General features: G+C 58.3%; 22 protein-coding genes, 1 tRNA gene and 1 pseudogene. 17 read left to right on the top strand and 7 right to left on the bottom strand.

Annotation, left to right across the window (positions count from 1 at the left end; genetic code table 11):
• Positions 1–81: 81 nt before the first annotated feature.
• From ACSAMM_RS14945 to ACSAMM_RS14990, 10 genes and pseudogenes are all read left to right on the top strand, one after another.
• A complete protein-coding gene (locus ACSAMM_RS14945; RefSeq protein WP_178720519.1) occupies positions 82–1,716 on the top strand; it encodes a beta-L-arabinofuranosidase domain-containing protein in 1,635 nt (544 codons plus the stop codon).
• Entirely contained in the window at positions 1,713–3,317 is a 1,605-nt protein-coding gene (locus tag ACSAMM_RS14950; protein WP_457792076.1) for a phosphodiester glycosidase family protein, read from the top strand. The genes ACSAMM_RS14945 and ACSAMM_RS14950 overlap by 4 nt, the downstream gene beginning before the upstream one ends.
• Positions 3,318–3,328: 11 nt before the next feature.
• The gene (locus tag ACSAMM_RS14955; RefSeq protein WP_457792078.1) at positions 3,329–4,996 is read left to right on the top strand and encodes an alpha-L-rhamnosidase-related protein; all 1,668 of its coding nucleotides are present in this window, start codon (positions 3,329–3,331) and stop codon (positions 4,994–4,996) included.
• A 752-nt stretch (positions 4,997–5,748) separates the two neighbouring features.
• A pseudogene (locus ACSAMM_RS14960) lies at positions 5,749–6,992 on the top strand (IS110 family RNA-guided transposase).
• Between the two features lie 547 nt (positions 6,993–7,539).
• Complete coding sequence (locus ACSAMM_RS14965) at positions 7,540–8,034, top strand: RCC1 domain-containing protein (protein WP_457792080.1); 495 nt, start codon at positions 7,540–7,542, stop codon at positions 8,032–8,034.
• A 6-nt stretch (positions 8,035–8,040) separates the two neighbouring features.
• On the top strand, positions 8,041–8,472 hold the full coding sequence (locus tag ACSAMM_RS14970) for an RCC1 domain-containing protein (RefSeq protein ID WP_457792081.1): 432 nt from the start codon (positions 8,041–8,043) through the stop codon (positions 8,470–8,472).
• 7 nt (positions 8,473–8,479) lie between these two features.
• Complete coding sequence (locus tag ACSAMM_RS14975; protein ID WP_457792202.1) at positions 8,480–8,566, top strand: hypothetical protein; 87 nt, start codon at positions 8,480–8,482, stop codon at positions 8,564–8,566.
• A 1,144-nt stretch (positions 8,567–9,710) separates the two neighbouring features.
• Positions 9,711–10,628, top strand: coding sequence for a tyrosine-type recombinase/integrase (locus tag ACSAMM_RS14980; protein ID WP_457792082.1), 918 nt, complete (start codon positions 9,711–9,713; stop codon positions 10,626–10,628).
• On the top strand, positions 10,621–10,800 hold the full coding sequence (locus ACSAMM_RS14985) for a helix-turn-helix domain-containing protein (RefSeq protein WP_457792084.1): 180 nt from the start codon (positions 10,621–10,623) through the stop codon (positions 10,798–10,800). Before ACSAMM_RS14980 ends, ACSAMM_RS14985 begins: the two co-directional genes overlap by 8 nt.
• Before the next feature lie 60 nt (positions 10,801–10,860).
• Positions 10,861–12,045: a tyrosine-type recombinase/integrase gene (locus ACSAMM_RS14990; protein ID WP_457792086.1), complete on the top strand. Its 1,185-nt coding sequence runs from the start codon at positions 10,861–10,863 to the stop codon at positions 12,043–12,045.
• 179 nt (positions 12,046–12,224) lie between these two features.
• Here the strand turns inward: ACSAMM_RS14990 and ACSAMM_RS14995 are convergent.
• A tRNA-Arg gene (locus tag ACSAMM_RS14995) sits at positions 12,225–12,301 on the bottom strand.
• Between the two features lie 174 nt (positions 12,302–12,475).
• Here ACSAMM_RS14995 and ACSAMM_RS15000 point away from each other — a divergent pair.
• From ACSAMM_RS15000 to ACSAMM_RS15010, 3 genes are all read left to right on the top strand, one after another.
• Positions 12,476–14,656 carry an alpha-galactosidase gene (locus ACSAMM_RS15000; protein ID WP_457792088.1) on the top strand — a complete coding sequence of 727 codons (2,181 nt, stop codon included), beginning with the start codon at positions 12,476–12,478 and terminating at the stop codon, positions 14,654–14,656.
• Between the two features lie 77 nt (positions 14,657–14,733).
• Positions 14,734–15,162 carry a hypothetical protein gene (locus ACSAMM_RS15005; RefSeq protein WP_178720509.1) on the top strand — a complete coding sequence of 143 codons (429 nt, stop codon included), beginning with the start codon at positions 14,734–14,736 and terminating at the stop codon, positions 15,160–15,162.
• The gene (locus ACSAMM_RS15010; RefSeq protein WP_178720507.1) at positions 15,162–15,302 is read left to right on the top strand and encodes a hypothetical protein; all 141 of its coding nucleotides are present in this window, start codon (positions 15,162–15,164) and stop codon (positions 15,300–15,302) included. Before ACSAMM_RS15005 ends, ACSAMM_RS15010 begins: the two co-directional genes overlap by 1 nt.
• Positions 15,303–15,352: 50 nt before the next feature.
• Here ACSAMM_RS15010 and ACSAMM_RS15015 read toward each other — a convergent pair whose 3' ends face one another.
• On the bottom strand, positions 15,353–16,048 hold the full coding sequence (locus ACSAMM_RS15015) for a DUF6062 family protein (protein ID WP_178720505.1): 696 nt from the start codon (positions 16,046–16,048) through the stop codon (positions 15,353–15,355).
• A gap of 118 nt (positions 16,049–16,166) precedes the next feature.
• On the opposite strand from ACSAMM_RS15015, the gene ACSAMM_RS15020 reads away from it, so the two are divergent.
• Positions 16,167–17,033 (top strand): DNA-3-methyladenine glycosylase 2 family protein, encoded by an 867-nt coding sequence (locus ACSAMM_RS15020; protein ID WP_178720503.1) that lies wholly within the window; start codon positions 16,167–16,169, stop codon positions 17,031–17,033.
• Positions 17,034–17,078: 45 nt separating this feature from the next.
• Here the strand turns inward: ACSAMM_RS15020 and ACSAMM_RS15025 are convergent, their stop codons facing one another.
• Positions 17,079–17,990 (bottom strand): M14 family zinc carboxypeptidase, encoded by a 912-nt coding sequence (locus ACSAMM_RS15025; protein WP_178720501.1) that lies wholly within the window; start codon positions 17,988–17,990, stop codon positions 17,079–17,081.
• 50 nt (positions 17,991–18,040) lie between these two features.
• Here ACSAMM_RS15025 and ACSAMM_RS15030 point away from each other — a divergent pair, with 50 nt between their 5' ends.
• Genes ACSAMM_RS15030 through ACSAMM_RS15040 form a run of 3 tightly spaced genes read left to right on the top strand, consistent with a single transcriptional unit; the run spans position 18,041 to position 19,543 of the window.
• Positions 18,041–18,577: an NUDIX domain-containing protein gene (locus tag ACSAMM_RS15030; RefSeq protein WP_178720499.1), complete on the top strand. Its 537-nt coding sequence runs from the start codon at positions 18,041–18,043 to the stop codon at positions 18,575–18,577.
• Positions 18,578–18,635: 58 nt separating this feature from the next.
• The gene (locus tag ACSAMM_RS15035) at positions 18,636–19,319 is read left to right on the top strand and encodes a hypothetical protein (RefSeq protein WP_457792092.1); all 684 of its coding nucleotides are present in this window, start codon (positions 18,636–18,638) and stop codon (positions 19,317–19,319) included.
• Complete coding sequence (locus ACSAMM_RS15040; protein ID WP_457792094.1) at positions 19,301–19,543, top strand: hypothetical protein; 243 nt, start codon at positions 19,301–19,303, stop codon at positions 19,541–19,543. Before ACSAMM_RS15035 ends, ACSAMM_RS15040 begins: the two co-directional genes overlap by 19 nt.
• An 89-nt stretch (positions 19,544–19,632) precedes the next feature.
• Here ACSAMM_RS15040 and murQ read toward each other — a convergent pair whose 3' ends face one another.
• The 4 genes from murQ to ACSAMM_RS15060 all read right to left on the bottom strand — a co-directional run bounded on the left by murQ (position 19,633) and on the right by ACSAMM_RS15060 (position 24,543).
• Entirely contained in the window at positions 19,633–20,439 is an 807-nt protein-coding gene (murQ, locus tag ACSAMM_RS15045) for an N-acetylmuramic acid 6-phosphate etherase (RefSeq protein ID WP_457792095.1), read from the bottom strand.
• A 5-nt stretch (positions 20,440–20,444) separates the two neighbouring features.
• On the bottom strand, positions 20,445–21,602 hold the full coding sequence (locus ACSAMM_RS15050; protein ID WP_457792097.1) for a BadF/BadG/BcrA/BcrD ATPase family protein: 1,158 nt from the start codon (positions 21,600–21,602) through the stop codon (positions 20,445–20,447).
• Positions 21,587–23,737, bottom strand: coding sequence for a DUF6259 domain-containing protein (locus tag ACSAMM_RS15055; protein ID WP_457792099.1), 2,151 nt, complete (start codon positions 23,735–23,737; stop codon positions 21,587–21,589). The genes ACSAMM_RS15050 and ACSAMM_RS15055 overlap by 16 nt, the downstream gene beginning before the upstream one ends.
• A gap of 137 nt (positions 23,738–23,874) precedes the next feature.
• Positions 23,875–24,543: a hypothetical protein gene (locus ACSAMM_RS15060; protein ID WP_457792101.1), complete on the bottom strand. Its 669-nt coding sequence runs from the start codon at positions 24,541–24,543 to the stop codon at positions 23,875–23,877.
• Positions 24,544–24,546 lie beyond the last annotated feature (3 nt).

The following is a 24,546-nucleotide window of genomic DNA, read 5'->3' on the forward strand; positions in this document are numbered from 1 at the left end:
CTTAAGTGAAGTTTTATGACATGACAAGGCAAAAGGGCCCGGCGCGCGCCGGGCTCTTTTGCTGATACAGGAGGTACCCGGATGAAAAGCCTATCGTTGGAGAATGTGACGGTCTTAGGACTGCTGTCGCATCGTCTGCTGCGCAGTAGCATGCGCCTGGAGTCGGATATATATATCCCGGACAGGGTCTGCCGGCTGGACAGCGGCGGGTGGCCGGCGGACGCGGAGGGCCGCACGCTGCTGGCGCTGATCCGGCAGATGGAAGTCACCAAACGGGAGCCCTCCTATTTAAGAGAAACCCTGCGCACCGTGTATGGAAATTTGAATGAAAAAGGGTATTTGGGGGAGATTCTGCCACCCGGTTGTTTCAATGAGCAGCAGCTCTCCGGGCACAACTGGCTGCTGCGGGCGCTGCTGGACTATGCCCGGCTCACCGGCTGCGGCGAGGCGCGCGCGGCGGCCGGGCGGCTGGTGCGGTCTCTCTATCTGCCGCTGCGGGGCGGCGCGTATGCCCGGTATCCGTTGCGACCGGAAGACCGTGTATTCGAGGGGCGGCCGGACGGCGAGCTGACAGGAGATTGTATAAACGGCTGGTATCTGTCCACGGATATTGGCTGCGCCTATATGTGCCTGGATGGACTTAGCCGGGCGTATCGGGATTTGGATATCCCGGAACTGAAGGATTTGCTGGAGGAAATGATCGAGGCGTTCGCCGCTATTGATTTCGTGGGCATTTCCATGCAGACCCATGCCACGCTGTCGGGAATCCGGGGAATTCTCTGCTTTTATGAGGCGTTGGGGGACGCTCGGTATCTGGAGATGGCCAAACGGCTGTTTTCCCTGTATGAACGGCAGGGTATGACGGAGAATTACGCCAACCAAAACTGGTTCCGCCGCCCGCATTGGACGGAACCCTGCGCCATTGTGGATTCTTTTATGGCCGCTATGGACTTGTTCCGGTTTACGGAGAATATCATTTATTTTGAGACAGCACAAAAAATATATTGGAACGCTCTTGGACACGCCCAGCGCGAGAACGGCGGCTTTGGTTGCGACAGCTGCGCGCTTGGAGATAATCCGTTCCTGTACGCGACGGGAACCGGAGGCGACGCATACTGGTGCTGCTCCATGCGGGGCGGGGAGGGTCTGGCCGAGGTGGCGAGGAGCATCGGCATGGAAAAGAACGGCGTCGTACACATCGGCCTCTACAATCCGGCCGAGCTTCGATTTCCGGGCGGTCGACTGGAAATCCGTACCCAGTATCCCTTGGAGGGTCGTGTATCCTGCCGGCTGTACGGGCGGCTGCCGCAGGATCGGATAGCGCTTTTTATCCCGAGCTATGCGGCGGATTATCACCTGAAAGTCAACGGCTCAGCCGTCGAATGCCGGCGGGTCAACGGCTTTGCGGCGACGACGGTCCCTGAAAACGGTTTTGTAGAGCTGGAGTTTGGCATACCGCTTCTTGCGGAGCCCGGAAAGCTGGCGGCCTCACGGGAGCGGATGACCATAAGCCACGGCTTCCAGATGCTGGGCGTTTCCTGCGAAGAAGAATGCAGCATAGAACCATCGGCGCTGCGCATGACGGAGCCGGGCGTATACGAGGGCGGCGGCGTTGTCCTGCGACCGATCTCCGACAGCTATCGTCTGGATGCGGCTAGCCTGGCTGCGCGGAAACTCCAAATACTGTTCCGTCGGGGCGAAGGAAGAACCGTATGAGAAGGATCAAGACAGGTTTTCTTGTTCTGGCCGCCGCCGTTTTGCTGACGTTTTCCGCCTCCGGGGCCGTTTTAGCCGACACAGCCCCCGTGCTTCAGGAGGATCTGGGCTATGGGGTGCGGTACGCCTTTTCCGACACCCATACCGATTCGGGGGCCTTAAAAATACATACCGTATCTTTCCGTCCCTCGGAGAAAAAAGCGGAACTCAAGCTGGGACTGTCGCATCAGTCGGTCAGCGGTGTGCAGCATCTGCTGGGAATGGCGGAGGACGGGGACGACCGGTATGGGGGCAAGGTGGTCGCGGGGATAAACGGTGGTTTTTTTAGTATGGATACCTCTGTCGGTCATGGGATTCCTTTTGGGTTTATGGTGCAGGACGGCGAACTGTATACCAGCCCGCCCGTTCCCTACCAGGGGGAGCCTTATCCCCCCAACGGATGCGATGCCTACTGTGTCGCCATGTATGAGGACAATACGGCGTTTATCGATTACGCGCCGTGGATGGATATCACCCTTCACGTAGGGGAGGCATCCTATACGGTCAACCACATCAACCGCTTGCGTATGAAAGGCTCGTGCTCCGTGAACTGTCCGGACGCGTTGGTGCTGTATACGGATAAATTCGGCGCGTCCACCCGGACGGACAGCAGCGGGGGGCAGGAGGTGGTCATACGCATACAAAAAGGCGCGGTACGCGGCGGCGACGTGCTGGAAGGTATCGTGCAGAGGCTGTCCCCCTCAGGCGTCGGCGACACGGCGATACCGGAGGGATGCGTGGTGCTTTCGAGCTGTGATGTACATAAGGAAATGCTGGAAAAACTACGACCGGGTCAGACCGTCTATATCTCGTTTACCTACGAAAACGAGCGCTGGAATCGGGTGAAATTTGCACTGGGCGGCGTTCAATTTCTAATCCGGGACGGAAGAATCAACCCCAACCTGGATGGCTCCGGCGCTTACGGCGGCTATAGCTCCCCGTCGCCCATGACCGCTGTGGGGGTGAAAGAGGACGGCACCGTGATGCTGGTGACGGCGGACGGGCGACAGCCCGGCTTCAGTAAAGGGCTAACCGTTTGGCAGATGGCCCAGCTGCTATTGGAGCAGGGCTGCTATAACGCTATGCATTTGGATGGCGGCGGCTCCACCACGATGATCGCCAAAAGCGGCGGACAGCTGAAACTGATGAACCGTCCCAGCGACGGCGCTCAGCGGCAGGTGGCCAATGGGATACTGGTGGTCGGCTATGATGAAAAGCAGCCGGGAATCGGCGGGGCCTATCACACGCTTCCCACCGCGTCCGTTTTTACGACGGCGGCCGCTTCGGGAACGGGAATAAGCACAAGGGCGGCCACGGAAGCAGGCGAGGCGCAAGAGCCGGCGCAGACCCCGCCCCCCGACACAACAAAGGCCGTCTCGGAAAGTACGGCCGAAATCACGCGCTCCGGAGCCACGGCGACCGCTTCAACGGACAACGGGGCGACGAAATCTGCAGGATCGGCCCCCTCGCTCCTGCCGATTATGATGATCGCGGGATGTGCGGCGGTGTCTGTAGGAGCCGCGGGATACCTTTTATGGTGGAAAAAACGCCGATTGAGGTGAAAGAAACAGATATGGATATACTGGAACAATTCAGTGCCGCGCAGCGGGATGAACGGATACGGCGGGATCTCTTTCCCCGCCGTGTCGTATCGGTCAAAGGAAAAACCAACGGCGCGGAGAGGCTGCTCTCCCGGGAGCTTTTGCAGATTACTACCAGCGAACCGGCTATGGCCGTGCTGGAAAACGGAGAGGGTGGAGAAGAGGCGGGCATACTGCTTGATTACGGCGCGGAGCTGCACGGCGGGGCAAGGCTATTGTGCGGGCTTATTCAGGGGGAAAATCCGGCGCGTGTACGGCTGACCTTTGGGGAATCGGCTTCCGAGGCGCTGAGTGACATCGGTGAAAAAAACGCCGGCAACGACCACGCGCCCCGGGACATGACGGTTGCGCTCCCGGCGCTCAGCGATACGGCCTGGGGAGAAACCGGCTTTCGGTTTCTCTGCGTTCGTCTTCTGAGCCGGAACACGAAGCTGCTGCTCAAGGGGGTTACAGCGGTGTTCATTTATCGGGATATTCCCTATCTTGGGTCTTTCCGCTGTGATCGGGACCGGCTGAATCGGATTTACGACACGGCTGCCTATACCTGTCATCTGAATATGCAGCGGTATGTTTGGGATGGAATTAAAAGGGATCGATTGGTTTGGGTGGGAGATATGCATCCGGAGATGCTGACCATCCGGACGGTGTTCGGCAGGCAGCCCCTGCTGGAGGATACCCTGCGCTTTGCCCGGGAAACGACGCCTTTGCCCGGTTGGATGAACGGCATGCCAACGTATTCTCTCTGGTGGCTGCTCATTGTATGGGATTGGTATTGGTATACGGGCAGCCGAACTTTTCTCGAAGAGAACCGGGACTATGCGCTGGTGCTTATCAGACAGATAACCGATTTAATTCGAGCGGATGGCTCCGACACTCTGCCGGGTTATTTTCTCGACTGGCCCAGCCATGAACGCGCCGAGGAAAAGGACGGATCCCGCGCGTTGCTGTCCCTGGCGCTGGAGGCGGGAGAAAAACTGGCCGTTCAGTATGGAGAAGAAGCGGCAGCCACCTGCTGCTCCAAAAAGCGGTCGGCTTTACGTCTGCAGCCAATAGCACATTACGGCTCAAAGCAGACCGCCGCCATGCTTGGACTGGCCCGCCTGCTGGACGAGAAGCAAGCGGCGGCCGTTGTGCTGAAGGATGGGGCCCGCCGTATGTCCACGTTCATGAGCTATTATTTGCTGAAAATTGCGGCGGCGGAGGATATGAAAGCGGCGTTGGAGATGCTCGAGACGTATTATGGGGGGATGCTGGAGCGTGGAGCCACTACTTTCTGGGAGGACTTTGACGTCGATTGGCTGGAGAACAGCGGCCGGATCGACGAGCCGGTGCCGGAGGGGATTCAGGATATTCACGGGGATAACGGTGCTTTCTGCTATAAGGGCTTGCGCCACAGCCTTTGTCACGGCTGGGCCTCGGGACCCACGGCGTTTTTGGCGGAAGACGTGCTGGGTATCCATATTTTAGAGGCAGGATGCGGCGCGATCGAGCTGCGGCCAAAGCTGGGCGATCTTCAATGGGCGAGGGGGACCTATCCGACGCCCTTAGGTATCCTGCGCGTGGAGCACTGCCGGCAGCCGGACGGTGATATCCGGACTACGTGGGATGCACCCGCAGGCATGCGAGTAGTATTGCCATAGGCTCCGTGAAAAGCCTTTTACAGGCACCGTGGGTATGGCTGTGCTCTAATAAAGGCTTGAAATTGGGTTTGTAGATAATATTTTGGAATATCTATTGACAAGTACTATATATACAATTGTAATTGATTTTTGTGCCTTGCTGCTTATACCAGTGGCATTGCATACGTTGTTAAGTTTGTACGTTGTTCAAGAGTAGAGGTAATGCCCATTCGCTGTTGCGGTTGGGCAAACAGTGGTTATGCGCCGGCCTCAAGTGTTTTCGAAGTTGAGAGAATGAAAATACCGTGAGGGTATTGTACCCTGCGGGCATTGATAAAATGAATACAGGCTGCATAGGCCACAAAACCGTTAGAAAGATTGGTTTTGCGGCCTTTTTTTCTGCAAATAAGCAAATGGACGCTTCCTCTATACCGGGACAGCCACCCCGGTAACAGAAACCATGCTTATGACCATTCCTTTCCGCTGCGCTGCAAGGCACCAAAGGGAGTGAAACACGGGAGCCTATAACGCAGCAATTTGTAATTTGTTAGAATAGGCTTGAGGAAGCAGGCACACTACACAGCACGTGAAGGTGAGTAGGCTCGGCCTTACGCTGGACTGAATGCTTATGTGTGCCGGACGCTCTTTCAAGCACCAATGAATAGTGCTTTGCACCCTGTAACCTTATCTTTGGAGAGACGGACTACTTCAATCTTTCAGTGAACGTCCAGTCCCTGCCTGCTCCCTCGAATACGGTTTTGAGGGGATGTGTTATGCTTAAAATCATTTACCGTGTCTGTTGCGGGATGGATGTCCACAAGTCCTTTATTGTTGCCTGTATCGCCTCTACCAATGAGCAGGGCGTGACAGCCTACAAGAGCAAGCGTTTTTCCACGTTCACTGGTGATTTACGCCGCTGTGCAGCTTGGTTGTCCGAAAACAACTGCGAAGACGTATGCATGGAGTCCACGGGAAAGTATTGGATCCCCATTTACAACATCTTGGAGCCCACCTGCAACATCGTCCTTGCTCACCCCAAGTATGTGAAAGCAATTCGGGGCAAGAAAACGGACAAAAGAGATGCCAAGTGGATCGCTGACATCTTCAAGCACGACCTTGTCGCCGGGAGTTTTATTCCTCCTGCGAACATCCGCCAACTGCGGGACTTAGTACGCTATCGCTGGAAACTCACCAGCTTCACCACCGGCGAGAAAAACCGGGCACAGAACTGTTTGACGGTCTCCAACTTCAAGCTGGATGATGTGTTCTCCGATGTGTTTGGTAAGGCCGCCTCTGCAATTATTTCCAGAATTTTAGAAAATCCAGCGATGAAAATCACAGATGTTTCCGGCTTCCGCACCAAGCACATGAAAGCAACTAACGAGGAAATATTTGCTGCTGTGGACGGAGAGATGTGTGTTGAACAGGCTGAAAAGCTCCGCATCATCCGTTCCCACATGGACAGCCTTGAACTGTGCAAGCTCAATCTGGAATCCCTGATTCTGTCTACTGCTGAGAAGTATCTTCCTCAACTCGAACTTATTATGACGGTGCCGGGTATCCAATCCTTTGCCGCAATCGGCGTCATTTCTGAAATCGGAGTGGATATGTCCGTGTTCCCCACCTCGAAGCATCTCTGCTCCTGGGCGGGGCTTACGCCGCAAAACAACGAGAGTGCCGGAAAGAAGAAAACCACCAGAATTAGCCGGGCCGGAGCCTACATCAAGCCATTGCTCGTTCAGTGCGCTCTTGGTGCGATTCGTGCCAAGCCGTTTCCTGAAGTTCGTAACCGCTATCTTGCACTAAAGAAACGCCGTGGACACAAGAAAGCCATTATTGCCATTGCCAGGATGCTGCTCACTGCCATTTACAACATGCTCAAGAAAAACGAGCCGTACAATCGACTCTCTACCACTTGGCAGACCGTCCCCCGGCCCACCGTGAAGTTTCGCTGGAAGAAGCTATTTACATTATCCAACGACAAGGGTATTTGGTAACTGCTCCGCCTACCGCTTAGACTTTAAGCATAACTTCGATTTTGCCCGCTTTTAGGGGGCTTGTTCTTGTGCGCTCTTTTTTGGAATGGTACTCAAATTAAATTGTTTCAACCTTTTGCCTTTGGAAACATTGATTCCTACAGCATTCATCGGCATTCCTCCATGCGAATAATATCGTAATGTGGCGACCATCGTTTTCTCATTGCCGATTTCATTTGCCCGGTAAAACGAGCGCGAAGCTCAACCTGCTTAAACCGAACGCTGCAATAAGAGGATGGCTGACAGTTTTATTTACGGACGTGGGTAGTCCATAGTCAAGTTTGCCAGGCCAATTACTCCTCTCATTGTAGCTTAAGTATGAGATAGAGCAAGACACGGCAGGCTGCTGTGTCTTGTCCGTAAACTTATATTAGCAAAGTCAAGCGGACTGGCTGCCCGGCTTTCCTGTCCAAATTTATTGTAATAGAAGGTGATACGAATGAATAAACGAAAAAAGGATGTTGCACATGCCGGGTGGGAAAATGGCTTCTCCTATTCGGAGCCATTTGTCTCCTGGTAGCTGGTACGATGACTATCTATTTCGCTGAGCGCATCTCTATTGAGCCAAATATAATAGCCGCCAATTATAAAACTTTTTATTTATCGGAAAAGGGGCGCTTATATGCATGGGGAGACAACTCCTGCGGCGAACTCGGAGACGGCACAACTGGCGAGCGGTACCGTCCCGTCCAAGTCCTTAATCGTGTTGTACAAATCTCAGCGGGTTACAATCATACCGTGGCTATACGGAATGATAATACTTTGTGGGGATGGGGACAGACGTCTATGGGCCAGTTGGGAGATGTCGGTGACACCTTACAACTCAAGCCTCTCAAACTCGAGGACAGTGTGATATCCACTTCTGCTGGAGCCTCTTATACCATGATAATCGATACCGACTGGCAGTTACGCTTAACCGGTGACAACGAGGTCGGTCAATTGGGAATTGGTTCGACGAAATCGATTTACAAATTCCAGAAGATTATGGGCAATGTGCGCAAAGCGTTTGGCGGTCCTGCCTAATCTGCTGTGCTCGACAGCAGTGGAGCGCGCTGGCTTTGGGGTTCCAATGATGCGGGACAATTCGGCCGGGACGATTATGAATCCGAATTAACTCCCTGCAGGCTGTATAGCGATATCGAAACGGTGGTTATCGGCTACAACGTCATTTATGCCATAAATAAAAATCATGAGTTGTGGGTGGCCGGCAATGGTGTATTGGGATTGGGTGAAACTCAGGAAGCTCCCCTTTTTCAAAAAGTAATGGACAACGTTCTTTCGGTATCGACAAGTTACACGCATGCTGTGGCCATTAAAGAGGATCATACGCTCTGGGCGTGGGGGAGCAACAAGTTCGGCCAATTGGGAAACGGAACAACAGATAGTTCTATACCTGTGCAGGTAATGGAACATGTAACCGCTGCCAGCGCCGGTTATCTGCATACGGCTTATAACGGATAACGGTGAGATATGGGCATTTGGGCGCAATAACCGTGGGGAACTCGGAGATGGCACCACAATAGATTCCAGTCTACCCATTCAGATTCTTGTATAGTCCAATATGTATTAATAGATAAGTGTAGATCACGACTATGTAATGTATGTTGAAATTCCGTACAAACTAGCCAGGAGAATTGTTAAAAGAATTATAACGACAAAAGGCAAATCGACATACAATTACAATATATAGAAATAGTCTCGATTTTCCCTTCGAGGTATGCCCATCAGGCCGGTGGTTTCGGAAAAGAGGGCGGTGTATTCCGCCTTGAAAGCGCATAATACGCGGAAAACAGGAAGGAAAACACCGCAGGAGGCATAAGCCTTCTTATGTGTGCAAACAGGCAACCAGCAAAACATTTGACAAGACAGGCAGCCTGTGATAAGATACATCTGTAAACAGGTTTGAGATAAGTGTCCCTAAAGTGGACATTGGTTTGAGTTAAGAGGTCGGATTTTCCTTCAAAAGGGGGAAGTCCGGCCTTTTTGTTCTGTACGAGAGGACAGAGCGGATAGAAGCGAGAGCTTCCCAAATCCAACTCCAAGCAAAGGTCACCAATTTGGAGCGAAAAGATGGGGTCCCGGGCATGGAACTCCACCGTAAAGGGGCGTTAAGCCGCAAAACCAGGAAAGCAATGGTTTTGCGGCTTTTTTGCCTCAACAGCTCTTCCCCCGGATTGCCGACCCGGTACGGAAGTCAAACACCGAGAGGAGCGTAGGTATGATGTTCAAAAAAGTGAGCGTCCCCCCGGCCACCAGCAAAGGCGCCGGAGGACACGGACAGAAAACGCCTTTGCAGGAACCGCACGGCGGCGGATTCCGACCCGGCAGGCGGGCCTTGGCCCCCACAGACGATGCCGGGACACCCACCATTCAGCGGCCCTGTCATCGTCTGGACTGGCCGCCGAGCGCCCGCAGCGTATTCGGCTGCAGCCGGGTATCCCCGGCGAAGGCGCTCCCCGTCGAGGCATTGGCCCCAGGCTTCTCAGAGCCCATACGGGAACTTACTAAACCTCCACAACCACATAGCCGGTCATCCTCCATTCCAAGAGACAGAAGCCAAAAAGGCCGCCGCATCCAGTGACAGCGCGGGTTTGGGCAGGCTTTTCTCTGGAAAATGGCCGGAAACGATGAAAATGCCAGTGGGGAGAGTCTGCCCGAATCCAGGCTGCGCGGTGCTCCTGACAAGGAAAGGAGCACATATGAAGACCACCTTTATCAATTTGGCTGCACAGGCCGAGAAGTTCCGCCGCCACAACCGGCAGGGAAGCTACAAGACCAAAGAGCGATATTACGAGGCTTTCCTGCGCTTTCTGCGGTTTACGGCAGAGCGGTTCCACCTGGAGAAACTCGCCAACCTGTCCGGCAAGCATCTGGCCGCCTACGTCGCGGATATGCAAAGGCGGAGACTTTCGCCTGCCACCATCAAGACCGAGCTGTCCGCGATCCGCTTTTGGCATGATCAGATTCCAAACGCCCGCTATGCCCTGCCGGACAACCGGGAATTGGAGCTGGAGCGTCGGGTATTCGGGAAGCAGGATCGGACATGGAGCTATCGGGAATTCAATTGGATGATCGGCGAGTGCTGGAAAGCTGAACGCCCGGATTTTGAGGTCTGCATCGTTATTGGTCGATACGCAGGGCTTCGCATCCACGAGGTGATGCGCATGGATACTGCCATAGCCCGGGCCGCTTTACAGGATGGTTTCCTAACGATTAAGGGCAAGGGCGGCAAGGTGCGGGAGGTACCCATCAACGAAACCATCCGCATCGAACTGGCCGCACTGCTGAAAATCACGCCGCCGGGACATAAGCTGTTTGTTCCGGCCGGTCGGGATACCCACAGCGTTATCCATGAGCTTGAGGCCTTTATCCGGCGGCATCGTGACGCCGTCAAGGACAAAGGCTCGGAGCGCCCCATGACCTTCCACGGCCTGCGGCATACCTGCGCGGCAGAATGGTACCGCCGGCTTACCCGCGAAGGAAAAACGCCGCATGAGGCCTGTCTGCAGGTGTCCCGCTGGCTGGGACATGAACGGGCGGAGATCACGCGGATTTATCTGGCTGATTCGGAAGGCAAACCGGACAGCTACTGGAACGGCGGTGACGGCGATGCTTGACGAGTACGGCGACGTCCTCACCGTCAAAGAGGTCTGCACAATCCTGCGCATCAGCAAAAACATGGCGTATGAGCTAGTGCGGGCAAAGAAAATCCGCTGTGTCAAGGTGGGAAACCGCTACCGGATCCCCAAGAGCGAAATTGTGCGGTTTCTGGACGGCAAGAATTGCTGACCGACCCTCACTGTGCTATACTCATAGTAAGTGATGGGCTTCCGCAGGAAGGAGGACAACATGACAGGAAGCCTTCAAATAAAAGGAAACATCTACTACGCTGTACTCAACATCCCAGACGATGCCGGCAAGCCGCATCCCAAATGGATCAGCCTGAAGCTCCGGGTGGACAGGGTGAAAAAGCGGGAGGCGCAAAAAGCTTTCCGCGACCTGCTGAAGCAGTATGAAGACAGCCATGTGGCCTATGCCAAAGACGTATTGTTCGCAGACTGGCTGCGGCAGTGGCTGGAACAGATGCAGTACGCGGTGGAACGCTCCACATGGGATTCCTACAAGGTGTTTGCCGAGCGGCATATCCTGCCCTATTTCGAGCCGCAAAAAGTCACGCTCATGGGCCTGACGCCACAGATGCTCCAGCGATACTACAACGTCATGGTGAAAAACGGGCGACTGGATGGCCGGGGCGGGTTATCCGCCAATACGGTGAAAAAGCACCATGTCGTCATCCACAGCGCCCTGAAAGACGCTGTGCGCAAAAATCTCATCCCCTATAACCCGGCGGAGCGGGTGACGTTACCCAAGGTGCAGCAGTACGTCGGAAACTACTACAATGCGGAGCAAGCCGCGGCGCTCATCGAGGCGATACGGGGTGATCCATTCGAGCCGGTTATCCTGCTGACCCTGTTTTACGGGTTGCGCCGGTCCGAGGTGCTGGGGCTGAAATGGGCGGCGGTGGATTTTGAGGAGGGACGTATCCATATTCAGAACACGGTGGTACAGTCAAAGGTTGTCGTGGAAAAGGAGCGCACCAAAAACAAGAAGAGCCGCCGCACCCTGCCGCTGATTCCGGAGATGGAGAGGTATCTGCGCCGCCTCAAGCAGGAGCAGCGGGAAAACCAGCTTCTCATGGGGGCGGGCTATGTGCGCAACGATTTCGTCTGCAAGTGGCCGGACGGCTTGCCCTTTCGTCCCGATGTGGTGTCCAGGGGCTTCCGGCGGCTGCTTAAGCGTCACCATCTGCCGGATATCCGGTTCCATGATTTGCGTCACTCCTGTGCCAGTCTGCTGCTCGCCAGGGGCTTTCAGCTTAAAGAAATCAGCGAATGGCTGGGACACAGCGACATCGGTACGACCGGAAATATCTATGGGCATCTGGAGTATCAGTCCAAGATGCGGCTGGCGGACGGCATGGGTGAGCTGCTGCATATGAGGAGCGTTTCGGGCGATAAAGGCTCATTTCCTTAACGGGGGGCTGAAAAACACCGCAGGAAACACCGCAGGTGTTTTTGTGCGGGTGGCTACCCCCGCAGTCTTAGAAAAAGTCTTAGAAGAATGGGGAAAGCACCCCTAAAACGTGCTTTCCCCATTTCAAGACAAAAAGAAAAAAGCCGCATAAACACTAGGTTTACACGACTTTTTTCATATGGTCCGCCCGGAGGGATTCGAACCCCCGGCCTTTGGAATCGGAATCCACTGCGATATCCAGCTTCGCCACGGGCGGATAGTTTCCCTTTCAAAAGGGCATATCAATTCTACTACGTCCCGGCGGATTTTGCAAGTCCTATTTTTGATTTTTCTTGTCGATGGGACGATATTCCATAAGGTGGGACGCTTTTTCTCTTGTTTTTTATAAAAAACCCGGTAAAATACTCACAGAATCATCTTTTAAAAGGAAGTGTTTGCTTTGGCGATAACTTTTTTGAAAGACACAGGCACGTTTTATCTCGCGACGGATCGCACCTGCTATATGTTCCGTATTTTTGACAAGGGCTATCTGCTGAGCACCTATTGGGGAACAAAAATCCAGCCGGCCGATTTGACCCGGCTCTGGCAGCCGTTCCCCAGCGGGTTCTCGCCGGTTTACAGCGGCGCGGCGGATAGCCGGCATTCGTTGGATCTCATTCCCACCGAGTATCCGGTGTACGGCGGCGGGGATTTCCGGGTGCCGGCCTTCTCCGCCCGGTTTGAAACCGGCAGCCGCCTGTTGGACCTCACCTACCGCTCCCATGTCATTTTCGACGGCTGTATCGAGCCCCAGGGGCTGCCGGGCCTGTCCGGCGGGGAGCAGACCCTGGAGGTGACCCTGGCCGACGAGTTCACCGGCCTGACGGTGGTGCTCCGCTATGTGGTGTATCCCGCCTGCGACGTGATTACCCGCAACGTCCGGGTGATCAACGCCACCGGCGCGCCGGTGGATTTGACCCGCGTGCTCAGTGCCAGCGTGGATTTGCCAGACAGCCGGTGGGACATGATCGGCCTGTACGGCATCCATTGCCGGGAGCGGCAAATCGATCGCACCCCTCTGCGCCGCGGGGTCAACGCTGTGGAGAGCCGCCGGGGCGCGTCCAGCCATCAGCATAACCCCTTCCTGGCCCTCGCCGCGCCCGAGACCACCGAGACAGCGGGCGAGTGCTACGGCGCGACGCTGATTTACAGCGGCAACTTCCTGGCCCAGGCGGAGGTCACGCCCTTCGGACAGACCAGGATGCAAATAGGGATCCATCCGGCCGACTTCTCCTGGCGGCTGGAGGACGGGGAGACCTTCACCGCCCCCGAGGCCATCCTCACCTACTCGGACAGCGGCCTTGGACGCCTGTCCCGGAACTTCCATCAGGCCATCAAATACCACCTGGGGCACACCAAAATCCGCAACAAGCCCCGGCCCATCGTCATCAACAACTGGGAGGCCACCTATTTCCAGTTCAACGAGGAAAAGCTGCTGGAACTGATAGAGAGCTGCCGGGGGATGGGCATCGATACCTTTGTGCTGGACGACGGCTGGTTCGGCCATCGGGACGACGACACTACCTCCCTGGGCGACTGGTTCGTGGACAAGCGCAAGCTGCCCCATGGGCTGACCCCCATCATTGAAAAATGCGAGGAGCTGGGCATGACCTTCGGGCTGTGGTTCGAGCCGGAGATGATTTCGGAGGACAGCGATCTGTACCGTGCCCATCCCGACTGGTGTATCCGGCAGGAGGGCCGCCCCTATTGCCTGGGCCGGAAGCAGCTGATTCTCGACCTGTCCCGGCAAGAGGTGCTGGACTACCTCAAGGAGACGGTGGGCGGGATGCTGGCGGCCAACCGGATTTCCTATGTCAAGTGGGACATGAACCGCCACATGACCGACGCCTATTCCGCCGCCCTGCCGCCGGAACGGCAGCCGGAGCTTTTTCACCGGTATATCCTCAATCTCTACGCCCTGCTGGATTACCTGACCACGACGTTCCCGGACGTGATTTTCGAGGGCTGCTCGGGCGGCGGCGGCCGGTTTGACGCGGGGATGCTGTATTATGACCCCCAGATTTGGACCAGCGACGATTCCGACGCCATCGAGCGGCTGCGCATCCAATACGGCACCTCCCTGGTCTATCCGCCGCAGGCCATGACCGCCCATGTCTCCGCCTGCCCCAACCATCAGGTGGGGCGCGTCACCCCCTTCCGCACCCGGGGCCTGGTGGCCATGAGCGCCTCCTTCGGGTATGAGCTCAATCCGCTGGAACTCAGCGAGGAGGAGCGCCGGCAAATCGCGGAGCAGACCGCCCGCTATCACGCGCTGGGCAGCCTAATCACCGACGGGGATTTTTACCGTTTGGTCAGCCCCTTTGAAACCAACAGCTGCGCCTGGATGTTCGTCTCCCCGGACAAGAGCCGGGCGGTGGCCACCTATGTGCGGGCGCTGACCGAGCCCGGCCTGGCGGCCCGTCTTAAGCTGATGGGTCTCGACCCGGACGCCCGCTATCATATCGACGAGCTGGACGCCGATTTCGGCGGCGGCGAGCTGATGTTCGCCGGGCTGGGCATTCCGGTTCTCAAGGACTTCGAAGCCCTGTCCTTCACATTGACCCGTGTATAAAATTTCCAGGAGATGTCTGCGATAATCCTCTGTCCCGCCGGGAACGCTAAAGCCAAACAAGGAAAGGCGGGACAACTATGACGCAGGACATGGCGCTGCTCAATTTCATCTACCAAAACGCGGAGATGGGTAAGGAAACCATCCCGAAGCTGACCAAAATCGTGGAGGACGTGAACTTCCGCAGGGTGTTGGAGGATCAGCTGACCGAATACCAGGAGATCTTCAACAAGGCGGAGGAAAAAATTCAGAAGGAAGGCGGGGACGCCAAGGGGATCAGCACCATGGAGCGGGTGTCCGCCTCCACCATGCTGAACCTCAACACCCTGCTGGACAAATCCAACACACACATCGCGGAGATGATGCTCCAGGGCAGCAACATGGGGATTATCGACATCACCAAGAAGCTGAAGGAGTGCCCCGACGCCGAGCCGGAGACCACCCGGCTGGCCCAGCGGCTGCTGAAAATGGAAGAGCGCAACCTGGAGCAGCTCAAGGAGTTCCTGTGATGGAGGAGAAGCTGGAGTTCCCCGTGGCGCAGGTAAGCCCCGGGCAGGTGGAGGAAATCCGCCGCCTGGAGGAACGGCTCAGCCGGGAGCGGGACAAGAACGTGGTGCTTATCGCGTATGAGGAAAAGCACTCGAAATAGAAGAAGCGGGCGGCCGTATATGGCCGCCCGCTTCGTTTTGTCGTCCATTTTTACTTCGGCTCCCGGGAGGTCAGCCACCAGACGGCCCGCTCGATGGAATCCTTCGAATTGCCCCAGTCGGCGTCCTCCCCGGTGTTACGGTAGTCGAACATCTTGCAGAAATGGGACACGTCCCCCCGCAGCTCGGTCAGATAGTTCCGGCAGAGGGCGGCGGCCGCCTTGGCGAAATCGGGGGCGTATTTCTTGCTCATCTTCAACCCCGCCACCTCGGTCAGGCGGGAGAAGTGGGGCAGGCAGAGCACCGGCTGCTCCTCGAACAGCCGGCGGAAATCCCGCTCGTTCTCCCACAGGCGGCAGACGCTGTCCAGCATCCGCTCCATGGCCCAGTCCACCTGCCGGCAGATGAAGCAGGAGCCCGCCGCCTGGCCGGCGTCCTTGCCCTGTTTCTTCCCGCTTTTGCCAAGCAGGGGCAGGCCGGCGAAGATCTGCTTGTCCAGCTCGTCCAGATGGCTTTCCAGCATCAGGGCCACCCCCAGGCGGTTGCGCTTGGCGAGCATCATCTGGTAATGCGGGAAGCAGAACCCCTGCTTGTTGGTCTCGATGCGCACGTCCGGCTCCATCATGGCCGCGCCGGTGATGTAGTCCACCACCCGGGCCTCCAGCATGTCCCGCATCCGGCAGATGGGGCAGCCGTCCCGGGGTTCGAACACCTCGCTTATCGGGATGCTGGTAATATCCTCTCTCATGGGTTCACACGCCTTCCTTCCCCGACGGGAAAAATTCACTCTTTCGGAAATGGTTGTTTTCCAGTATACTGAACAGTATAGCATACGGGAATCGAAATGAAAAGGCGGTGCGTGAGCGATGACGGTGACGGAATTCCCCGGCGGGGTGAGGGTGGAGGGGGCGGAGCCCTTCGATCTGGCCCAGACGCTGGACTGCGGGCAGTGCTTCCGCTTCGCCCCGACGGGGGACGGCGGCTGGTTCGGCGCGGCGGGAGGCCACGCGGCGGGGCTGCGCTTCGAGGGGGAGAGTCTCGTGCTGGAGGGGGCTACGGCGGCGGAGTTCGAGGGCTTCTGGCGGGACTATCTCGATCTCGACCGGGACTATGCGGCCGTCCGGGCCGCCTTTGCCCGGGATCCCCGGCTGGCCCCCTGCGTGGCGTTCGCCCCCGGTATCCGGGTGCTGAGGCAGCCCGCCTTCGAGGCGCTGATCGCCTTCATCGTGTCCCAGAACAACAACGTGCCCCGCATTAAGGGGATCCTGGCCCGGCTGTGCGCCCTGTTCGGGGAGCCGCTGCCCGGGGGGGCGCGGGCCTTTCCCACGCCGGAGAGGCTGGCCGCCTGCAGCGAGGCGGAGCTGGCCCCCCTGCGCAGCGGCTGGCGGGCGGGCTACATCCTGGACGCCGCCCGGCAGGTGGCGGCGGGGACGGTGGATTTGCAGGCGGTGGCCGTCATGCCGCTGGCCGACGCCCGTCGGGAGCTGACCCGCATCCGCGGGGTGGGGCCCAAGGTGGCCGAATGCGTGCTGCTGTACGGTATGGGGCGGCTGGAGTGCTTCCCCATGGACGTGTGGATGAAGCGGGCCATGGCCCGGCTGTTCCCGGAGGAAACGGGGAAAATGCCGGAGAGCGCCCCGGCCATTTTCGGCCCGTACGCGGGCATCGCCCAGCAGTATATCTTCCACTACTGCCGCTGCCATCCGGAGGAAATCCGGGAGAAAACGGCGTGATTTACTATACAATTTGTATTTTTTTGCAAAGATATACGCATTTGGCTATAAAAGAGCGGCCAGCAGCAGCATTTCCCGGGCCTTGGCGTACAGCGATTCGAAGTCGGAAACCGGCAGCGGGTTGACCCCTTGGCCCAGCTCGATGGTGAAGCCGGGGCGGCCGGTGGAATCGATGAACCAGTCCTTAAACCCGCCGTGGGAGGCCAGGCCCTCGGGGTCGGCCACCCGGTAGCCGCTGGCCGCGCCCAGCACGTCGGCCATCATCTGGGCCTGGGGCGGGGTGCGATCGCCGTACCGCCAGTAGATTTCCTCCCCCTGGCTGTGCAGGGCCACCACGTGGCGGAAGCGGAAGCGGGCGCACAGGCCGGTGAGGGCCCGGGTTTCCGGCTCGCTTTCGGGGCAGGGGCCGCCCCATTGGCGGGGGGCGGGGCCGTCGATGCCCTTTTTGCGTTCCAGCTCTTGCAAGAGGGCCCAGCCTGCGTTAAAATTGTGATTGATGTCCACGCCGCGGGCGTTGGCCTGCCAGAGGCCCGGCCGGTCGGCCCCCAGGGCGGCGGCCTGCTCGGCGAAGGGGCCGGCGGCCTCGGCGCCCCGCAGGGCGATGTCCACCCCGTCGGGGTTGACCATGGGCACCAGAATGAGGCTGCGCCCGGCCAGGGCCTGGCGCAGGTCGAGATCGTCCAGCTTGCCGTCCTTCTGCATGGCCTCGCAGATGTTCTCGCACAACCGGAGGACCGTCAGGGCGGTGAGCCATTCCTGCCCATGGAACGCGGCGGCGAACAGGACCTTTTCCGGGCCGTTTCCTCCGCCCAGCAGCAGGCCGAAGATTTCCCGGCCCAGGACGCTGCGGCCGATGGGGATGGTGTCTAAGAACCGGTAGCGCCCCCGCAGGGCGTACATCATGCCCCGCACCGCGCCGCTGTCGGTGACCTGGGGGATGGTGATGGTGTCCGTCATGGCTTTCCCTCCTCGTACATAGTCTATCATATTAGTAAGGAGACGACATTATGAATTTGACCGAAACGCCCCTGTCGCAGGAATATAAATATAAGGGGAGAATCATCAACCTGCGGGTGGACGAGGCCCGCCTGCCCAACGGGGCGAAGGCCACCCGGGAGGTGATCGAGCATCCCGGAGGGGTCTGCGTCGCCGCCCTGACCGACGAAGGGGAGCTGCTCTTCGTGCGGCAGTTCCGCTATCCGTATCAGGAGGTCATCCCCGAAATCCCGGCGGGCAAGCTGACCCCCGGGGAGGATCCGCTGGAATGCGGCAAGCGGGAGCTGCAGGAGGAAACCGGCGCCGCCGCCGCGCAGTACGAGTTCCTGGGCAAGCTGTACCCCTCTCCCGGCTACTGCGGGGAGATTATCTACATGTACATGGCCACCGGCCTGACCTACGGAGAGATGAACCCCGACGAGGACGAGTTCCTGGAGGTGGAGCGGATTCCTCTGGAGAAGGCGGCGGCCATGGTGCTGGACGGTACCATCACCGACGCGAAAACCCAGGCGGCGGTGCTTAAGGTGTATATCAAGGCCAAAGGCTGACGGTTGGACAACGGTATACGACAAGTGAACAGATAATCTGGAAAGGCGGCGATTCTGGATGAAAAAAGCGAGAGCTTCCCTCTGGCTGATGCTGCTTACGTTTTGCGCGGCGCTGTTCCCGCTGGGGGCGGCGGCCAACGCCCCTGCGCCCCCTAACTATCTGTACATGGAAATCACCGGCGCGGACGAGGCGGCAACGCGGGCCGACGTGCTGGCGCAGCTGTCCCCGGAGGACGAGGGGTATACCGCCCTCAACCGGCGCGTCTTGTCCGGGGCCCGGCTGCCGGAGGACGCGCCCATCGTCGCCTACGACGAGGAGGGGTTCGTCAGCCTGACTCTCCATCTCCAGGGTATTTCGGAAAACAAACGCCTGTCGAAATCGGTCGATGGACAGGCGAGCGGGCTGATTCTGCTGCCCTCCTCCAATCAGCCGCTGGACAAAATCGCCGCCCGGGTCAAGGTGGCCCTGCTGGACGATGAGGGCCGGGTGCTGCAGGTTTCCCCGGTGGTGGAGGCGGCGCCGCCGGATGCCGACAGCTTTCTGCGCACGCTCCATTACGATGCGCAGGCGGATACGCTGACGGCGACTTATACCAACTACTACCACGGCTCGGCCGCCCGGCGGGGGATGCCGCCGCTGTGGGCGGTGCTGGCCCGCCTGCTGCTGTCGGTGGGGGGGAAACGGCGCTCGCGCTGGCCTTCCGGCTGCGGGCGGTGTGGAAGGTGGCGGCGGTCAACCTGACGACGCAGCTGCTGCTCATCCTGTTTCTGTCTCTGAGCGGCCTGCCCTATATGACGGCGGTGCTGGTGGGCGAAATCGCCGTGTATGCGGCGGAGTTCATCGCCTATCTTTTCCTCTACCGCGGCGTGTCCCGCTGGCGGGTGCTGGGATACACGGCGCTGGCCAACACGGCCACCCTGGCCATGGGCCTGCTGTTCAACCAGCTTGGCTGGCTGCTGGGCTGAACAAAGAGGGCGCGTTGCAAAATGTAAGATTTTGCAACGCGCCCTTCTTTGTTGAAAAAGCCCGGCTGAGGCCGGTCATTGACGCCGATTCAATCGCACGGGGAGACCGCCTTGGGAATGTCCCAGCCGTTTGCGATGAGCCGTTGTTCGGCCGTATACTCGTCGCAGGCGGCCAGTTCGCATACAATCCGGATCATCCGCTTGCGCAGTTTGCTGTTGGTAGGACGCAAATGGATCATGAGGTTTTCATACACATAGCCGCAGCGGATCATAGAGGCGGTGGTCAGCATATTCAGTACCAGCTTCTGCGCGGTGCCCGCCTTCAGCCGGGTGGAACCGGTGACCACCTCGGCCCCCGTGTCGGTACAAATGGAAATGGCGGCGGCCATGTCCAGCGGACTTCCCTCGTTGGAGGTAATCCCGACGGTGACGCAGCCTTGTCCGGCGGCGTATTCCAGCGCCCGCAGCACATACGCCGCGCCGCCCGCCGCCGAAATCCCCACCACCACGTCATGGGCCGTCAAAGCATACTGCCGCAAATCCGCCGCGCCCGCCTGCGGATCGTCCTCGGCCGACTCGCTGGCGTGGCGCAGCGAAGCGTCGCCGCCGGCGATGATGCCGACAACCTTATCCGCGGGAACGCCAAAAGTAGGCGGGCATTCGGCCGCATCCAGCACGCCCAGGCGGCCCGACGTCCCCGCGCCGATATAAAACAGCCGTCCCCCGGCTTGGAAGGCGGCGGTGATAGCGTCCACCGCGGCAGCAATGGATGGCAGCGGCCGCTCCACCGCCTGCACCGCCGCCAGATTTTCCGCCTGCATACAGCGCAGGATATCCATGGTGTCCATTTGATCGATATGAGTGGTGCGGGGATTGCGCATTTCTGTACGAAGCATCAATTTCACCTACCGGATACGAAAGAAGCGTATTGGCTGCAAAATGTTTCGGCCAAAGGGCCGGTGGGAAGCTTGCACAAGCGGCAACAGAGCAGGCACGCCCCATATACCTGTGCAACCGCTGGGACCAGCACGGGAAGGGAGGGATCCAGCCGGGCCTTCAGCATGTCAAGAAAAACGGTCTGACTGGTCAAAATGCTCCCGGACAGCACCAGCGGGCCGTCGCCGCGCACGATATGGAACGCGTGGTTTATCAACCGGGCAAGGCAACCGGCGTGTTCCTCCAGGATACGTTCCGCCCGGCTGTCTGCGCGGGCGTGCGCCTGAAAGACAAGCGGCGCAAAATCCGCGATAAAAGCGGGAGGTTCCCCATAAAGCCGGTGGAGAGAACCCCAGGCGGTGGAACCCAGCTTGTCTTGTACCAGCTGGGTGAGCAGGCTTTTCTCCTCCAAGCCGTCCTCTTCCTGTAAAGCGGCGCATATGGCGGCTTTGCCGATGGCATAGCCGCTCCCGCCTTCTTCAAACAAGTATCCCCAACCGCCGAAGCGCGTGAGCGTCTCGCCTTTTTTCGCGAACACGACCGCGCCGGTTCCGCATATGGCGGCCAGGCATTGCTCGCTGCTGGTGGCGGTGGCGATGACGTTGAAGATATCGCTTGTGCAACGCAGCTTGATATGCGGGTATGCTTTTTGCAGCTGGGAAGCGATGAGCCGGGCGTTATCCTGCGTGCCGAAGCCGGAAGCGCCGATGTACACGCCGCACACAAACGCATGCCGTTTGAACAGATCGTCAAGGCCCTCGCGCAGAACTTGACAAGCGCCGTCAATACCGATGACATTGGGATTGCAGCCGCCCAGCAGCAGGCGGTGCAAAAGCGTTCCATGTTCCGTGAACAGGATAAACTCGGTTTTGCTTGTGCCGCCATCCACCGCTATCATTGCTTTTTCCGTGGCATAGCTGCCGCCCAGCAGCGTGTCGACTGAAACTTCCAGCCGTTCCGCCATCAAACAGAGGTTCTCAATGTCGGGAACGGAAGCGCCGCGTTCCCATTTGGAGATGGCCTGCGGGCTGATGGACAGGCTTTGCGCCAGTTCGTTTTGCGTCAAGCCGCGGGCTTTCCGATATTTTTGAATATTGTCTGCTAAAATCACGGTGTTGAGCATAGCGGTTCGTCCTTCTCTCTCCATTCCCAGACGCGGCATTCCAGCGGCTGCAGGGTGCCTGACAGGCGGCCGGTATCCCCCTCAAGGACGCAATCCTCGGAAAGGCGATACCGCTCCAGGGCATATTCCGCCGCCGGAAAGGCGAGCGAAAACGCGCTCGGCCGTTCGGCGTTGTTGACGAGGAAAATCACCAGGCGTTCCCCGCTGCGCGCTTGCCACGCCCCGGCCAGCACTTGCTCCATGACAAGATCGTCTTTGAACCACAAAGCGGGCGATGTGACGACGGGTTTCGCGTCACAGGTCACGACGGGGGGGCGGAGCATACGAGCGCTCCGAAACAGGGAGGTGTATTGGTAGCGCAGCTGTACCAGCTGTTTGAGGTAGGACAGCCTGTCCGTGTCGAATAGCACATCCGCCTTACACCAACCGAGCTGCTGGCCGTACAGCAGGGATTTGGCCGTGCAGTATTTGAAAAAGTCGAAATCCTCCTTTTTGCGGCCGATCGTGCAGCGGCCCAGCATCTGCGTATACCCGGCGTATATAGCCGAAAAGGCGGGGACTTCGCCGTCACGTACCCACATCCAGGTGAGAAACCCGTCAAAACTTTTGAGATACGGTTCCGCGTTGCATTCTGAAAAATAGAAGCTGTCCGCCGGTTTATGCATGCGGATCTTGTCCATCATGCGGGTATACCCTTCCACCCAGTAGTCCCCGCCGCCGGGCAGGTGCGTATGTTCGGGGTTGTAGCAGGGATAGGAAGGGGTGGCGGAGATTTGATCGAAATAAACGCCGTCGATATCCAGCGTCCGTTCCATTTCGCGGACGAGCGCTTCCATAAGATTGCCCCACTCGTTCCATGTCGGGCACATGGGGGCCAGCTTCGCCGTCTTGCCTGTGCGGCGGGTCTTTTGCGGGTAGTCTTCCACCTGGTATTCGCCGTTTTCGTCCAGGACGGCGCCATGGCATCCGGTGTTGCGAAACGTCACCGCGTGCCCGCCTTCCTCGTCGTGCATTTCCCAGCTAACCGCGTTGATGTAGGGAAGGATATACACGTCGTGTTCGCGCAGCTTTTTGACCCCTTCGGCAAACGCCGTTTTGGCGGGCAGAAAATGGGGATATTCGATGTTGAAAGGAATCTCGTGCCAGTTGTACACGTGGTACGCGATGGGAACCCCCAACGCTTCTTGCAGGTCGATGACCGCCTGGTACCAGTATCCTGGGTCGGTTTTATCGCTTCCGGCGCTCAGGTTCATGGGCCGGTTGTCCCCTTGCGACGCGCTGTTGGGGATATAGTCGCATACCCAGAAAGGGACGTTTTGAAAGCGGGCGGGGGTGTCCGGCCGCCCTTGTTCGCCAATCGGAGGCAGCCAGTTCGCCTGGGCATGAACGAATTTGGCATACAGCATGGTCGCGTCGTACCAGTCGCCTGCGAAGGCCTGCCAGCGCGCCGCGCCGAAAAGGGAAAAGGAGTTCCCCGGTTTGCCGCCGTTGATGCCAAAAAAGGAGGCCTGGATGGAGGCCATGCCGTCCTGGACACGTATGTCAAAGCGCTTGACGGCCGCCCGTCCGTCTTCAATGCCGATGTACACGCCGCCGCGCGCGTTATACAGGGCGAAATATTGCATGCAGGCCTGATGAAATGGGTAGAAGCTGGTTTCCTGATAGCAGCGCTGCCCCGCATTTTTCAGGACCAGTCCGCTTGTCAGGGGCAGGAACAGATCGCACTCTTCGGCGGCCAGCAACGGCGTGGGATAGGTGATCTCCATCACGCTCCACGCGGGATTGGCGTTGCTCACGTCGGTCTGCCAGGTAATCCCATCCTGATCGCCCGCGGCTTTCACCATCACCGTCAGTCCTTCGATCTCCGATGGTATATGGAAATAAAACGCAAGGCTTTGCTCAAAAGCGTGGATCTGGATTTCCTCCCAGTGGGACAGGGTGTCAATGTGGAGCTTGCGGTTGTCCGCCGTGTTTTTCAATGTGGCGGTGAAAAGCGGAGAAGGGGCCGCGGGTATCCCACCCATATGGCCGCCGGCTATCCGGGCGGTGTGGCCGTCCGTTTCGAATGCGAACTGGTAGCGGGGGGATTTTAGCGTATACTGCATGCACAACACCTCGCTTCTTTTTGTTATCATTATACGACCTTTGGTTGTCTGAAACAATGACGGCGCAGTTAAAACCCCCTTAAAATCAACCTCCGGTTGATTTTAAGGGGGTTCACCCTATAGAAAAAGTAAAAAATTATAAATCCCCCTTTAAAGGGAGCGCTTCTTTATTTTCCGGCGGACTTCCGGCCCCGTATGGCCATGATAAGGCCGGCGAGCAGGAACAGCCCGCTCACCCCCAGGCCGAACAGGGCGCTGCTGGTCACGGCGTGGGGGGAGTTTTTAAAGGTCAGCAGGGTGCACTGGGTCACCACGATGGAGACCAGGGCGTCCGCAAAGCTGAGCACCTTCACCGCCGTGACGATGGGGCTGTTCCGCTTGCGGGCGGAGAGGGTGCCGGAGATGGCGAACCCCATCTTGACAAAGGCCACCAGCGCCACCAGATAGACCATATAGCCCCGGTAGACGGTGGAATCCCCATGCAGATACATCCGCAGGCACGTCAGGGCGTAGACCAGCCCCAGCAGGATGAGGAACACGCCGGTGTGGCGGGTAACCGCCCGCTCCAGGGCCTGTCGGCCGCCGCCGTCCATGGCCAGGGCCCGGCGGTACTGCCCGACGGCCCGGCCGCGGGCGATGCACAGCAGCAGGTAATACGCCCCGTTGACCACGAACCAGAAGGAGCCCAGCCCGATCCCGAGCAGCAGCTTGCCCACGCCGATGGCCGCGTTGACGAAAAAGGAGAGGGAGGCTGTCAGCATGGCGCTCTCGTCGGGATCCTTGCGCATCGCCCAGTACCGGCGCAGCCGCCGGCGAAGCCCTCCGGTTTCCTCCATGGT

The sequence above is a fragment of the Anaeromassilibacillus sp. SJQ-5 genome, from assembly GCF_054108045.1.